This is a genomic window from Streptomyces sp. ActVer (assembly GCF_027270795.1).
In the GTDB taxonomy this organism is placed as follows: Bacteria; Actinomycetota; Actinomycetes; order Streptomycetales; family Streptomycetaceae; genus Streptomyces; species Streptomyces umbrinus_A.
The window spans coordinates 1-14,065 of record NZ_JAPWHT010000055.1; the positions used below are offsets into that span (position 1 = coordinate 1).

A 14,065-nucleotide genomic window follows, 5' to 3' on the forward strand; every position below is an offset into this window, starting at 1 on the left:
CAACTCCCACGGAATCGCCGACCCTACGCCCGACCAGCGGAAACGCAGTCCTCAAGTCCGAAAAGACAACAGCTACTCAGGCAATGTCCTGGGTACCGCACCCGATCGGCTGGTCTGCGGCTGCTCGGGGTTGAGGCGAGGGCGCCTCGGAGCGGGTGGCGCGCATCAGTGCGAGTGCGGTCAGCGGAACGAGGGTGAGGGCGGCCGCCGCTGTGCCGACCATTGGCGGCCCTGTCTGCTCCAGCGGAGAGGTCAGGGCGATGCCCGCCGTCCAGGAGCCGATGGCGATGCCAACGTTGGGCGCCGCGCCGCTGAGGCCGGAGGCGAGCGTGGGCGCGGAACCGGCGAAGCGCAGGGCCAGTGCGCCGAGCGCCGGGTTTGCGGCGAAGCCCGTCATCCCCATGAGTGTCACCAGGACGACGGCCGCCACGGGGCTCGGGGAGAGCGAGGTCAACAACAGCAGGACCAGCGTGGTCGTGGCGGCGGCCGTGAACAGCGTGGCAAGGGGGCGACGGTCGCCCAGGCGCCCGCCGACCGTGGTGCCCAGCAGGGCGCCCAGGCCGTAGCCGGTCAGGACCATGGGCACGACTCCAGCGGGGATGCCGGCCCGTTCGGTGAGCAGGGGCGAGATGTAGGTGTACGTCGCCAGGACACCGCCCATCAGCAGCGTCATGGAACTGAGTATCAGCCAGACCCGGACATCCCGCAGCGCGGCGAACTCGGCCCGGACGGAAGGCTCTTCGGACCGCTCGTCGGCAGGGATGTACCAGCCGATGACCGCCGCCGCGCCGGCCGACAGCGCAGCCAGCGCCCAGAACGGCCCGCGCCAGCCCGACAACTGCCCCAGCCACGCGCCCAGCGGTACGCCGGCCACAGTGGCCACGGTCAGACCTCCCAGGAGCATGCCCAGGGCCCGTGACGTCGCGGCCGGCCCTGCCGCGGTCGTGGCCACGATCGCGCCGACGCACCAGAAGGTCCCGGTGGTCAGCGCGGTCACCACTCGGGCCGCGAGCACGAGCGCGAAGGACGAGCTGAGCGCGGCGACCAGGTGGCCCACGGCGAAGACGACGAGCGCGAGGATCAGCGTGGAGCGCCGGGGCAGGTGCAGCGTCGCGATCGCCATCGCCGGCGCCCCGACGATCATGCCTGCCGCGAACGCTGTGATCAGCAGGCCCGCGTGGGACACACTGACATTCAGATCGTCGGCAATCTCGGGCAACAGGCCCGCGATGACGAATTCGGTGGTGCCCATGAGGAATGTCCCGGCGGACAGCACCAGGACGACGAAGGGCAGCTTGTGGGGTCGGCCATCGGGTGTGGGTGACATTCGGTTGCATTCTCTTTTCAAAGCGAGGTGCGACCGCTGCGGGGTGGGGTCGCCGTAGAGCATCGCACCGCGCGGGCGCTCTGTGAGGGGGAGTAATCCCTCCCTGGCTTCGTGACGGAGCGGCGAGTGATCTTTCTTTCGACTGCTGCCGCCTTACGGCGAGGGGCCTTACGGCAAGGGACCTTCGACGGCCGCCTACACCGGAGTGCTGGGAACCACGGGAGTCCTTTCCGCGTTGCGGCGGACCGTCTTCGCCTTGCGTTCCGCCGGGCCACCGGATGCGCATCGTGCGCCTGCACGAGGGGGCGACACCGATCTGGTGCGGCTGCGGTTGCTGAAGTCGGGTGCCGCCGAGGCCGCCTGCGCGACGAGCGCCGGATCGACGACACGATCCTGTGTCGACTTCGGACTGCCCCCGACATCGAAAACCCGGACACGCACCGGTTGTCAGGACGCCGAGCGGGGGAAGTCTTTACGTCCGGTCGCAGCCGAAGATGGGCCGCGGAGCCTGCGCCGGGCGACCAGGGTCGATCCGGTGACCAGCCCGAGGGAGACAAGGGTGAGCCGGCCGGCGATGGACGGGCAGTCCGACGGCGTGTCGTAGCCGCCGTCATCGAGCCCGGCCTGACGTTCGAAGTGGTTGAACGCACCGGGGAAGAACGCCTCGTCGAGGGCATACAGCGCGGGGAAGGCGGCCGGCCCGCCGGCGAGCGAGAAGGCCGCCCACTGGTCGGCGTGCTGGGCCTCGTGTTCCGCCAGGCGCCGCGTGCGCGGCGAGTCCGTCTCCATGCGCTGGTCGGTCAGGAAGACCGTGCCGAACATGGTGCCGGCGCGGACGACTCCGTCGTCCAGGACCACAGCGGTCGTCCCGTTGCCTCCCTGATGCACCTCGCCACCCTTGCCGACGCCGTAGAGCAGGGCCGCTCCGGAGACCGGCGCGTTGACCACCATGCGGGTGGTCTCCCACAAGCCTCTATCACCGTCGGCTCCGGCTACCGCGAAGGAACCGCCGGACGCCAGCTGCACCGCCGCCCCGGCCACGACCACCCCGCGCCGCAGCCGGGACGGCGTCCGTCCGCGCAGCGTGCCGACGATGGCGAGGACAAGGCCCACGAGGCCGCCACAGATCAGGCATGCCGCCCACCACAACACCCTGCGGGCTCTCCGGTCCCCCGGCCGCATGGCGGGCGCCTGTCCTTCCGGGACGACCGGCCAGCTCTCGGGGGCAATCGTGGGAGTGTGCCGATCCAGCGTAGGGGCCGTCATGGACGCCTCTCGGAGTCCCGGTCGGCGCCGGTGATGGAGATGACCTTCCTCATCGTTTCCTTGCGTTCCGTTGACGGTTTCAAGGACCACGCACGGGATTTAGCAAAGCGTGATCCATCGGCGAGAAATACTCGATTCCGACCCTCACACGCTGGCGCGGGCACGAAAAGAGGAGAAATTCATCCGGGGAGGAGAACATCCGGGGAGGGAACTCTCCCCCTTTTACCGGGTGCGATGCGATGGCTATGCGGAAATGTCCCGTGTCTGGATCGGTGCGTCGGCCCGGGCGCCCTGGGCGGCGAGGGCGCGCAGCTCGTCGGCAGTGAGCGCCCACCCCGTGCCCGGGTAGGTGGCCTAGCGGGCGAAGGCCATGCCGTGGGCCTGCCCGTCGGTGGTCGGCAGCAGTACGCCCGAGTTGCTCCCGGCGAAGGCGACGGCCGGGGCGTCCAGACCGTCCACGCGCGGCACCGCGGCGGTCGGTGCCTGGGCCGTACAGCACGACGGTCGCGGGCTGCAGCTCCCCCACCCCGCCGGCCCGGGCTCACGGACGGTCCACGCCGGCGACGGCATGGGCGTTGGTCATCACCGGGCCGTCGCCGTAGACGAAACCGCTGCCCTCGTCCCCAAAAACCGATCAATTGACTTTGAACAGGAAAGACAGCCGGCAACATTCTCGCCGTTCCCGATTGCCAGTCATACCGCTCCGGCGAAACAAAAGGAATGCAGCGGCGAGCAGTAGGATTTTTCTCCCCGGAAGGATTTTATCCTGGGAGAAAAATCCTAGCCTCCGATCGCCGACATCGGGCGATCCGGCTGAACGAAGGTCGGGTCGTCCAGGCCGGCGCCCGCCTTCTTGCCCCACATCGCCTCGCCCCAGATCCGCGCGATCTCCTCGTCGGGGATGTCCGAGCGCAGGGCCGCGCGCAGGTCGGACTCCTCCCGGGCGAACAGGCAGGTTCGTATCTGGCCGTCTGCGGTGAGCCGGGTGCGGTCACAGGCGGCGCAGAACGGGCGAGTCACCGAAGCGATCACGCCCACGCGGTGCGGGCCACCGTCCACGAGCCAGCGCTCTGCCGGCGCCGAACCCCGGGTCCGGGAGGCCTCCTCCGTCAGCTCGAAGCGGGTCCGCAGGGAGGTCAGGATGTCCCCTGCGGTGATCATGCCGTCGCGCTTCCAGCCGTGCTGGGCGTCCAGGGGCATCTGCTCGATGAAGCGCAGCTCGTAGGAGTGCTCCACCGCCCAGGCCAGCAGGTCGGGGGCCTCGTCGTCGTTGAGGCCCGGCATCAGGACGCTGTTCACCTTCACCGGGGCCAGGCCGGCCTCGCGAGCCGCCTCCATGCCTTCCAGGACGTCCTGGTGGCGGTTCCGGCGGGTGAGCGCCTTGAACACGTCCGGACGCAGCGTGTCCAGAGAGACATTGACCCGGTCCAGGCCTGCCGCCTGCAGTGCAATCGCGGTGCGCTTGAGGCGGATGCCGTTGGTCGTCAGGGACATCTGCGGGCGCGGAGCCAGGGCGGCGACCCGCTCCACGATGCCGACCAGGCCCGGGCGCAGCAGGGGCTCGCCGCCGGTGAAGCGGACCTCCTCGATGCCCAGCGAGGTCACCGCGATGGCGATCAGACGGGCGATCTCATCGTCCGTCAGCAGGTCGCTCTTGCCCAGCCACTGCAGGCCCTCCTCGGGCATGCAGTATGTACAGCGCAGGTTGCACCGGTCGGTCAGTGAGACCCTCAGGTCGGTGGCCTGCCGGCCATAGGCGTCAATCAGCACGTTCCTGAGACCATTCCTCCCCCATGCCGCGCCGTCTCCGGCACCGCCCCGGAAACGCGGTGGATCGGGCCGCTGACCCGGCCCAGAGGCAAGCCACTCCCCCGGCCGGCATGGGCGATGATCTCCGCGGTAATCGAGATCGCCGTCTCCTCGGGCGTGCGGGCGCCGAGGTCGAGGCCGATCGGGGACCGCAGCCGGGTCAACTGTTCCTGCATGACGCCGACTTCACGCAGCCGGAGAAGGCGCTCTTCGTGAGTGCGCCGGGAGCCCATCGCGCCGACGTAGCCGACGGGCAGGTCGAGTGCCAACTGCAGCAGGGGGATGTCGAACTTGGCGTCGTGGGTGAGCACACAGACGGCGGTACGGGCGTCCACGGCCGTCTGTGCCAGGTAGCGGTGGGGCCAGTCGACGACGACCTCGTCGGCGTAGGGGAAGCGGGCGGGCGTGGCGAAGACGGGGCGGGCGTCGCACACGGTGACCCGGTAGCCCAGGAAGTGGCCGGCCTGGCTGAGGGCGGCGGCGAAGTCGACGGCGCCGAAGATCAGCATGCGGGGGCGGGACGCGTGGACGTGGACGAGGACGGTCAGCGGTTCGGGGCAGCCGTCCCCGTTCCCCCCGACCGTGACACGGGTGGTACGTCCGGCCCGCAGCAGGGCCTGCGCCTCCTGGGCCACCAGCTTGTCCGTCGGCCCGCCGTCCAGGGTGCCGTAGGTGCCGCTGCCGTCGGCGAGGACGCTCAGGGTGGAGCCGATGAGGTCGCGGGGGCCGGCCACGACCTGGGCCACGGCGGTGGGTTGGCCCTGGACGGTGTCGGCGAGAGCGGCTGCGAGGTGCGGCTGGACCGCAGGGTCGATGCGTTGGACGAGGACGTCGAGTTCGCCGCCGCAGGTCAGTCCGATGGCGAAGGCGTCGTCATCGGAGTACCCGAACCAGGCGCGTTGCGGATCGCCCCGGTCGCTGAGCACCTGTCGGCACAGTTCGTAGACCGCGCCCTCGACGCAGCCGCCGGAGATGCTGCCGACCGCGTTGCCGTCCGCGTCCACCGCGAGCGACGTACCGATGGGCAGCGGTGCGCTGCCGGCCACGTCGACGACGGTTGCCAGGGCGAAGGGGCGAGCCTCGCGGCACCAAAGGTGCAGTGTGTCCGCGATGTTCAGCATGAACGGGTCCTTCGTGCAAGGGATGAGGGGCCGCCGCCGCGCCGCGGGGGAGCGTCATCACGCGGCGGCGGCCCCGTATGGGTCCGGCAGCCGGACGGGGAAGGAGTGCCCGGGCCGCTGGGCCGCGGGGCGGCGGCCCGGCCACTCGGCTCAGAGCAACGCCTCGGCGGTGATGGGCAGTTCACGGACCCGGCGGCCGGTGGCGTTGAAGACCGCGTTGCCGATGGCGGCCGCCACACCCACCTGGACGACCTCGCCGAGCCCTTTCACCCCTAGCGCGTTGCCCGCGTTGTCCTCGCCGTCCAGGTAGATCGCCCGGACCTGGGGGACGTCGGCGTTGACGGGTACGAGGTAGTCGGCGAGGTTGGCGTTGACGATCCGGCCGTCGCGGTGGTCGGTGACCGTGTGCTCCAGCAGGGCCGTGCCGATGCCGCCTACAATGCCGCCGATGGCCTGGCTGTCGGCCAGCTTGGGGCTGATGATGCGGCCCGCGTCGTACACCCCGAGCATCCGCCGCACCCGCACCAGCCCCAGCGTCGCGTCCACCGCGACCTCGGCGAAGGTCGCGTTGTACGCGTGGTAGGACTCCCGTTCGGGCGTCGGCGGCCCGGTGTAACTGCCGCGGGCTTCCAGGTGGGAACGGTCATTGCGAGCCAGCAGACTGCGGTACGTCTCACCGCGCGTCGGGGTGCCCTGCACGTGCAGCCGGCCGCCCCGTACGACCACATCAGCGGCGGCCACCCCGTACAGCGGCGACTCGCGGTCCTCGACGGCCAGTTTGATCGCCTGTTTGCGTACCTGGTTGCAGGCGTCGACGACGGCGGTGCCGACGCTGGCCATGGTCGCCGAGCCGCCGTGCGGCCCGGTGGGCGGATACAGCGAGTCGCCGAGCCTGAAGGTCACCGTGCGCATGGTCAGCCCGAGCGCGTCGGCGGCGACCTGGGTCTGAGAGGTGTAGGTGCCCGGCCCCATGTCACTGGTGGCCGTCTCGACCACTGCGGTGCCGTCGGCATCGAGGCGGGCCCGGGCCTCTGCGGGGAAACGCCCGGGATCGTAGACGCCGGCGGCCATGCCCAGGCCGATCAGCCAGTTCCCGTCACGCGTCGAGCGGGGCCTGGGGTTGCGGCGGTTCCAGCCGAACTCGCGGGCACCGACGGTGTAGCACTCCCGCAGCCGCCGGGTCGAGAACGGCAGGTTGCTCGACTCGTCCTCGTTCGGCTCGTTGCGCCTGCGCAGCTCGATCGGGTCGATGGCCAGCTTGTGCGCGAGTTCGTCCATGGCCGACTCGATCGCGAAGGAGGCCGAGGCAAAGCCGGGGCCGCGCATCCAGATCGGGGTGTTCACGTCCAGCGGCACCGTCCGGTACGCCTGGCTCACGCCGGGCATGCTGTAGGTCATCTGCCCCGCACCCATGACGGCCTCGGTGAACGTCTCGTACGAAGAGGTTTCGGCGTCGATGTCGTGGATCGCTGCCGCCAGCCGACCGCGCCGGTCACTGCCCAACCGCAGCCGGTACTCGTACGACGGCCGGAAGCCGGTGCCGAAGTACATCTGCCTGCGGCTGAGTACCAGCTTGACCGGACGTTTCGTCTCGCGCGCGGCCAACGCAGCGATGACCGTGTGCGGCCAGCAGCGCAGCCCGCTGCCGAAGCCACCGCCGACGAACGGGTTGATGACGCGCACCGAGGCTGCGGGCAGGTCGAACACTGCGGCGAGCTCGTCGTGGGTACCCATCACCCACTGGGTCTTGTCCCACACGGTGAGACTGTCGCCGTTCCAGCGGGCGATGGTGGCGTGCGGTTCCATCGGGTTGTGGTGGTTGCGGGCCAGTTGGTAGGTCAGGTCCAGCCGCACGGGAGCGTCGCGCAGGCCCGCTTCCGCGTCGCCGCGCGCGTAGTTCGTCGGCTTGTCCCGCTCGGCGTCGTGCAGGTCGGTCGAGGGCCGCTCGGCGTCGTAGCCGACCTTGACGAGGCTCGCGCCGTGCTGTGCGGCCTCCAGCGTGGTGGCGATCACGACGGCGACTGGCTGACCGTGGAAGAGGACCTTGTCGTCCTGGAAGACGCGAAGTCGTCGGCCCGGCATGTTGTTGGACCCGGCGTTGTCGCGGTACGGCAGCTTCGGCGCGTTGCGGTGACTGATGACCCGCAGCACGCCCGGATGGGCTTCGGCGGCGCCGGTGTCGATCGAGGTGACGCGGCCGCGGCCGATGCTCGCGTCGACGATCACGGCGTGCACCGCTCCGTCGACGTCGTGTTCGGCGGCGTACACCGCCTTGCCGGTGACCTTCAGCCGGCCGTCCACCCTCGACAGCGGCGCGCCCACGGCTGCCTGCGGCTGGGGACTCACTTGGTACCTCCTACGACGCGCAGCTGACGTTCCACGGTCCGTTTCAGCAACTCGACCTTGAACCGGTTGTGCTGAAGGGGACGAGCGCCTTCCGCCGCCTTGGCGGCAGCGGCCGTCCACAACGACTCCGAGGGGCGCTCGCCGACGAGATGCCGCTCAACGGCGGGCAGCTTCCACGGCACCGTGCCCACTCCCCCGGCGGCGACCTTCGCCTCCCGGATCACTCCGCCGCCCACGTGCAGCGCCACCGCCGCCGAGGTGAGGGCGAACTCGTAGGACTGGCGGTCTCGCACCTTCAGATAGCCGGACTTCAGCGGGCTCGGCAGCGCGGGAACCTCCACTGCGGTGATCAACTCACCTTGCTTCAGGGTCTGTTCACGGTTGGGGGTGTTGCCCGGTCGCAGCAGGAAGTCGGCGAAGGGGATCTGGCGTTCTCCGTCCGGGCCCAGCAGGTGCACCCGTGCTTCCAGCGCGGCGAATGCCACGGCCGCGTCGGAGGGGTGGGTGGCCACGCAGGCGTCGGACGTCCCGAGGATCGCGTGCGTACGGTTGAAGCCCTTCAGCGCGGCGCAACCCGAGCCGGGCTCACGCTTGTTGCAGTCGGCGGTGACGTCGCGGAAGTAGGTGCAGCGGGTGCGCTGCATAATGTTGCCGCCGATGGTGGCCATGTTCCGCAGCTGGGCGGAAGCGCTCAGTTCCAGCGCCTGGGAGATGACGGGGTACAGCGAGCGCACCTTGGGGTGGGCGGCGGCCTCGGTCATGGTCACCAGCGCGCCGATGCGCAAGCCACCGCGCTCGGCGACCTGGACCTCATGCATCGGCAGGTCACGGATGTCGACCAGGGTTTCGGGACGCTCGACGGTCTCGCGCATCAGGTCGACGAGCGTGGTACCGCCGGCGATGTACCGGCCGCCGTGGCGGCCCGCGTTGAGGGCCTCGCGGGTGTTCGCGGCCTTCGTGAAGGAGAAGGGATACATGTCAGCGGCTCCTTAACTCCGGCCGGCGGTCTGCTCAAGGGCCCGCACGATTTTCACGTAGCAGCCACAGCGGCAGATGTTGCCGCTCATCCACTCCCGGATCTCCTCCGGCGAACCGGTGTGCCCCTCCTTGATGCAGCCCACCCCGGACATGATCTGGCCGGGGGTGCAGTAGCCGCACTGGAAGGCGTCCTGGTCGACGAACGCCTGCTGCAGCGGGTGGAGTTGGTCGCCGTCGGCCAGGCCCTCGACCGTGGTGACCTGGGCGCCCTCCAGGCGTACCGCCAATGTGAGGCAGGAGTTCACCCGCTGCCCGTCGACCAGGACCGTGCACGCTCCGCAGGCCCCGGCGTTACAGCCCTTCTTGGAGCCCGTCAGTTCGAAGTGCTCGCGCAGCAGATCCAGCAGCGAGGTGCGGTTGTCGACGGTGACCGTGCGCCGGGTGCCGTTCACGGTCAGGGACACACGGCTGGAGGGCGACGTATCGGCGGGGGGCGCCTCCTCCGGGTCGAGAAGATATGTCCCTCCGATCACACTGCCCGCAACGACCGCACCACCGACCGCGCCAGTGGTGGCGATGAAGGTGCGCCGGCTGGGAGCAGGCGAGGACTCGCCGGCTCCGGCGGGGGGTGGAACGGCAGACTCGGGGACTTCAGTAGACATGGGTAACGCCTTCGCATCGCGGACGGATCACGCCGCGCGCAGCGGCACGGCAGGAAGCGGGACCGTCGTCGCCGCAGGACCTGGACGACCGTGCGGATCAAGCCGCGGCCGGTCATGCCCGGCAGTCTGGCATCGCCAGTCACGCCTGTGGCAGGGAGACTTTCCTCCCCCGATCGTTCTCTCCCCCCAAGGGCCGAGGCGTGGTTACGTCATCTGCGGCGTGGGTGTGGGGGCAAGCAGGACAGCGCTTCCCCGCCGATGACGCCCGCGTCGGTGGACCGGGCGGCCACTGCCGCTGTGCGAGAGAGCCTGTTTCGGGCGAGAAGGCGCGTCCAGACCTCACAAGGCGTCGGTGCCTCGGCCGGCTGATGACGTCGCTTGAGGTCCTTACGCACTGTGTGTCCGCCGCTGACGAAGGCCGGCGCTGCGCCCGTGCGCACAGCTGGGCTCGTCGCCCAACAGATCGTGGAATCACCAGGAGGCAAAGATCCGGTGGCTGAGCGGCGCCGGCGGCCTGAGCCGCAGGGAACATCCCCGCCAGACACCGGTGATGACCCAGGGCCTCAATAAGCAGGCACTTGATTTCTGTTTTCCCGGCTGCCTCGCTCGCACCACACTGGCCGGGGAGCGATGACCAGCCGTACCGGACCAGCTTCCGCCTCGCGCATGCCGGTGTTCCCGGGAACGGACGACGCGGAGAGGAAAGCCCATGGAACTGGCCACCACTCTTGAGTACGCCGGGAACAACCCTCAAAGGGCCGTCGAGGAGATCGTGTAGCTGGAGAAAGCCGGGCTCGGCACACACCCGTCATCACGCCAGGGCTCCCGGCCAGCCTTGCCGTCTCTCTCGCCGGCGCCGCCGCCGTCCGGAGGGGATGGCGTTGCGCTCCCGGGCGGCGACGACCAACCCGGTGGTGGGCGAAGACCTGCTGGTGGCCAGCAGCAGCGCCCAGGGTTTGGGGAGGTTGCCGGCCGTGCGGTGGGCCTCGTCGCTGGCGAGAACGTCCCAGGGCGGCATGTGGAACAGCCGTTGTGGACAGGGTTTGCTGCTTGTCCCTTGTCCACCTCGGGCACGGGCCTCCGTAGTGCGCTCCCTTGACCCCCATCTCTCCAGTCACTGGAGTCCCGTTCAGGGTCGAGGACGGCGTGCTCAACGCGCCTTCTGCGGGCGTCAGCAATCGACCCGGGTGTCATGGCAGGAGGAGCACTTTGCCGGTCTGTCGGTGGCTTTCCAGGAATGCGTGGGCTTGGGCTGCCTCTGCCAGGGGAAAGGCCCGGTCGATGATCGGGTTGATCTTTCCGTCCGCCAGCAGTTCCAGGCACAGCTGCTGGTCCCGCAGGGTCGCGCCGCGTACGCTGGCGATCCTCACCTGCCCGCCGATGAGGGCGAGTGCGTCCAGCTCGAGCCGGGATCCCTGGTCGGTCGGTGTGCCCAGGACGATGACAGTGCCGCCGAGGCGTATGCAGGAAAGGGAGAGCTGGAAGAAGTCGTTGCCGCCGACACAGTCCCAGACGGCGTCGGCGCCCAGACCGCGCGTCAGCTCCCTGACCTGTGCCGGCAGTCGGGGATCGGTGGAGTGCACGATGTGGTCGTAGCCGAGCTTCCTGAGCGCTTCGTCGCGGTCCGGCTTGGTGGTCGTGCCGATGACGGTGGCTCCGCTCAGCTTCGCCAGTTGTGCGCAGGCGATCGCCATCCCGCCGCTGGCGCCGGTGATGACCACCGTGTCGCCAGGACCGACAGGTGCCTGCCGCGCACAGTTGAGCGGGGTGGTGTAGGTCCACATGGTGGCTGCGGCTGTCTCGAAGTCGACGCCGTCGGGGATGGGCAGGATCGCGTCCTGGCGACGCACAACGTACTGGGCGTATCCACCGAAGACTTGGTGTCCGGGGTAGGCGGTGTCGATGCACAGGTTTTCGAGCCCGCGTACGCACAGGGCGCAGTTACGGCACGGCGGGTGCGGAAGCTGCACCGCCCTGTCGCCGGGGCGCCACGTGGTGACGTTCTCGCCGGTGGCGACGATTTCACCAGCCGCGTCCCGGCCGAGCTGGAACGGCACAGGCCACGGCGGCCGCCCTGGGAGGGGCTGCGGCAGGTTGCCCGAGCGGTAGCGCAGGTCCCAGCTGTTGACGGCCGTGGCATGCACGCGCATCAGGATGTCATCGGGGCCGACCTCGGGAATCGGCGCCTCGATGTACTTGAGCACCTCGGGCCCGCCATGCTCGAACAGGCGGACCGCCATCATGGTCTGTTCCACTCTCACGTTCCTTCAGATCGTTACGCGGTTCATCTGGGACTCCATGGAGCCGCCTGTGCCTCGCCCACCTGGCGAGACCGTGGGCGAGCGCACCTCGGCCAGACGGCTTACCAGGGATGGATCGGGAACTGAACAGTCCGACGATCGGCCACTTGGTCTCGGGGCCGGTGAGCGTCAGTTCGAAGTTCCGCCCCGCCGTGTCCGGGTCGGGCGACGGCGTCGGGATCACGAGCAGATCTAGGGCTGAGCGCGAGTCCGGCGCACCCGACGCCCAAGGCAGCCGGTGCCGCTGGCAGTCGGCTGTGTAGCGGATCCGCGAGCAACGCCGCCGCTGCCCCCGCACCGGCCGTGAAAAGGCCAGCGGTTCCTTCATACGGCGCGTGCTCGCTGAGCGTGTGCCCCACCGGATCCCCGTGCCCGCTGGACTCCGGATGAAGGAGCGCGCCGAGCACGATGGACCCGGACAGTGCGATGTCAACCGCCGTCGTCAGGTGCCGCACAGCATGGTGATCAACGGCGGTCGATGGCGGGACGAGGAAGACCTGCATGCCCTCCAGGCAACAGCCGCCTCATAAAGCACGTACCACTGGGCGTATGAAGCTTCCATGAAGCCGGCTCTCCACGCTGGCGCCCACTCCCCGTCCCCGACCGAGATGTGGGTGACGCCCTCACCGACCCGGTCGACGATGCCGACCGCTTCCGAGCCCAGAGTGACGGGGAAGGTCACGGGGAACAAGCGATGCAGCCAGCCGCAGCGGACACTGTGGTCCACACTGTTGACGCCGAGGGCCATGGCCTTCAGCCGGACCTGGCCAGGTGGACGCTCGGCTCCTCGGTCTCCGCGAGCCGCAGGACCTCGTAGCGGCCGAACTCCTGATACACGATCACCGGATACTCCCCGTCACATGCGCATCACCACCGTGGGGACACCCCCTGCCGGAGGAGCGTCTGACGCCCGCTCACGCGCAGTGGGGTCTGCTGACCGCGCACGGGGAAGGCCTGCGGACCGAGCGATTCCCGGGACACTGGCCGTGTCACGCGCTTCGGCAGCCGCACGTGCCCTCACCGTCCCCGAGGTCGGCGACATGCACTGAGTGCGCACTGCTCGGCGTCGTTCACGACCCCGACCCGCTCATCACCGCCGCTCCGGGGTCGATGGGTCCAAGGAGTCAGCGGGAGCCTGAGGCATGCCGCTCTCTGGGGCGGGTTTCTGCGGTAGGCGCAAGGTGAACGTTGCTCCCTTGCCCAGCCCAGCGGACTCCGCGGTGATGTCTCCGCCGTGGGCTCGGGCGATACCCCGGGCGATGGTCAGGCCGATGCCGCTGCCGCCGGCGGCAGCGGGTCGGCCGGGATGTTCGAGGCGTTCGAAGCGGTGGAAGATGCGCTCGACGTCGTGTTCGGCGATGCCGATGCCGTCGTCCATGACGCGGACGATCACGTGGTGGCCGGGAGACGGTTCGGTGTGCACGGACAGCGCCACATGCCCATGCGGATCGCATGCGGCCAGTGCGTTGCCGAGCAGGTTCACCAGGACCTGGGTGATCCGGTCCGGGTCGCAGAAGGTGCCGACTGGTGTGCCTGCGTCCACGGCAAGGGCTACCGTCTGGTCGTCGTACTGGGGGCGCAGTCGCTCGGTTGTGGCCCGTGCCAGCGTGGCCACGTCGGTGGGCTTGCGGTGAAGATCGAAGGCGGCCTCCTCCGACCGGGACAGGCTGGAGAGGTCGCCCGCCAGGCGTTGCAGCCGGTGAAGGTCGTCGGCGAGGGAGGCGAACATCGCCTCGTCGGGGATGAAGATGCCGTCGGCCACGCCCTCGATCTGGCCGCGTAGGAGGGTGATGGGGGTCCGCATCTCATGGGCGACCTCGGAAATGAGCCGGGCGCGGCGGCGTTGGGTGTCGGCGAGGGCTGCCGCCAGCGTGTTGACGTCTTCGACCAGCGCCGCCAGGCCCGGCTCGCTGGGGAGTTCGAGGATGTCGTCGTAGTGTCCCTCGGCGAGCCGGCGCGTGGCGGCGCGCACCTTGTCGAGGGGACGCAGCAGAAACCGGGACAGGGCGACGGACGCCGGGAAAGCCGCGCCCAGTCCGAACAAGAGGCCGATCTGCAGGACCACGTCGCCTTCGATGTCGTCCAGCCCGAGCCACACCTCGATCAGCGCGCTGATCGCCGCCATGGCCGCCAGTGCCAGGAGGAGCACCATGACGTGCGAGAGCACCAGCCGATTGCGCAGCGACATCCGCTGCTGGATTCGGCGCAGCCGCGCACGATATGTGCGGTAGGCCGGGAGGCTGGGGGGTGGCATGG

General features: G+C 69.6%; 11 protein-coding genes. All 11 read right to left on the minus strand.

Going from position 1 to position 14,065, the window contains the following annotated elements; translation table 11 throughout:
• Positions 1-76: 76 nt before the first annotated feature.
• The 11 genes from O3Q52_RS12095 to O3Q52_RS12145 all read right to left on the minus strand — a co-directional run bounded on the left by O3Q52_RS12095 (position 77) and on the right by O3Q52_RS12145 (position 14,063).
• Complete coding sequence (locus O3Q52_RS12095; protein ID WP_269648783.1) at positions 77-1,327, minus strand: MFS transporter; 1,251 nt, start codon at positions 1,325-1,327, stop codon at positions 77-79.
• 447 nt (positions 1,328-1,774) lie between these two features.
• On the minus strand, positions 1,775-2,593 hold the full coding sequence (locus tag O3Q52_RS12100) for a hypothetical protein (RefSeq protein WP_269648784.1): 819 nt from the start codon (positions 2,591-2,593) through the stop codon (positions 1,775-1,777).
• Between the two features lie 780 nt (positions 2,594-3,373).
• A complete protein-coding gene (gene moaA, locus O3Q52_RS12105) occupies positions 3,374-4,363 on the minus strand; it encodes a GTP 3',8-cyclase MoaA (protein ID WP_269648785.1) in 990 nt (329 codons plus the stop codon).
• Positions 4,357-5,523, minus strand: a complete 1,167-nt coding sequence (locus O3Q52_RS12110) for an XdhC/CoxI family protein (protein ID WP_269648786.1) — start codon at positions 5,521-5,523, stop codon at positions 4,357-4,359. The genes moaA and O3Q52_RS12110 overlap by 7 nt, the downstream gene beginning before the upstream one ends.
• Before the next feature lie 150 nt (positions 5,524-5,673).
• Entirely contained in the window at positions 5,674-7,869 is a 2,196-nt protein-coding gene (locus O3Q52_RS12115; protein WP_269648787.1) for a xanthine dehydrogenase family protein molybdopterin-binding subunit, read from the minus strand.
• Positions 7,866-8,846 carry a xanthine dehydrogenase family protein subunit M gene (locus O3Q52_RS12120; RefSeq protein ID WP_269648788.1) on the minus strand — a complete coding sequence of 327 codons (981 nt, stop codon included), beginning with the start codon at positions 8,844-8,846 and terminating at the stop codon, positions 7,866-7,868. The genes O3Q52_RS12115 and O3Q52_RS12120 overlap by 4 nt, the downstream gene beginning before the upstream one ends.
• Before the next feature lie 12 nt (positions 8,847-8,858).
• Entirely contained in the window at positions 8,859-9,509 is a 651-nt protein-coding gene (locus tag O3Q52_RS12125; RefSeq protein WP_269648789.1) for a (2Fe-2S)-binding protein, read from the minus strand.
• Positions 9,510-10,320: 811 nt separating this feature from the next.
• Positions 10,321-10,527, minus strand: a complete 207-nt coding sequence (locus O3Q52_RS12130; protein ID WP_269648790.1) for a hypothetical protein — start codon at positions 10,525-10,527, stop codon at positions 10,321-10,323.
• Between the two features lie 172 nt (positions 10,528-10,699).
• Entirely contained in the window at positions 10,700-11,764 is a 1,065-nt protein-coding gene (locus tag O3Q52_RS12135) for a zinc-binding dehydrogenase (protein WP_269648791.1), read from the minus strand.
• A 487-nt stretch (positions 11,765-12,251) separates the two neighbouring features.
• On the minus strand, positions 12,252-12,557 hold the full coding sequence (locus O3Q52_RS12140) for an alcohol dehydrogenase catalytic domain-containing protein (RefSeq protein WP_269648792.1): 306 nt from the start codon (positions 12,555-12,557) through the stop codon (positions 12,252-12,254).
• Between the two features lie 342 nt (positions 12,558-12,899).
• A complete protein-coding gene (locus tag O3Q52_RS12145; protein ID WP_269648793.1) occupies positions 12,900-14,063 on the minus strand; it encodes a cell wall metabolism sensor histidine kinase WalK in 1,164 nt (387 codons plus the stop codon).
• Between the last annotated feature and the right edge of the window lie 2 nt (positions 14,064-14,065).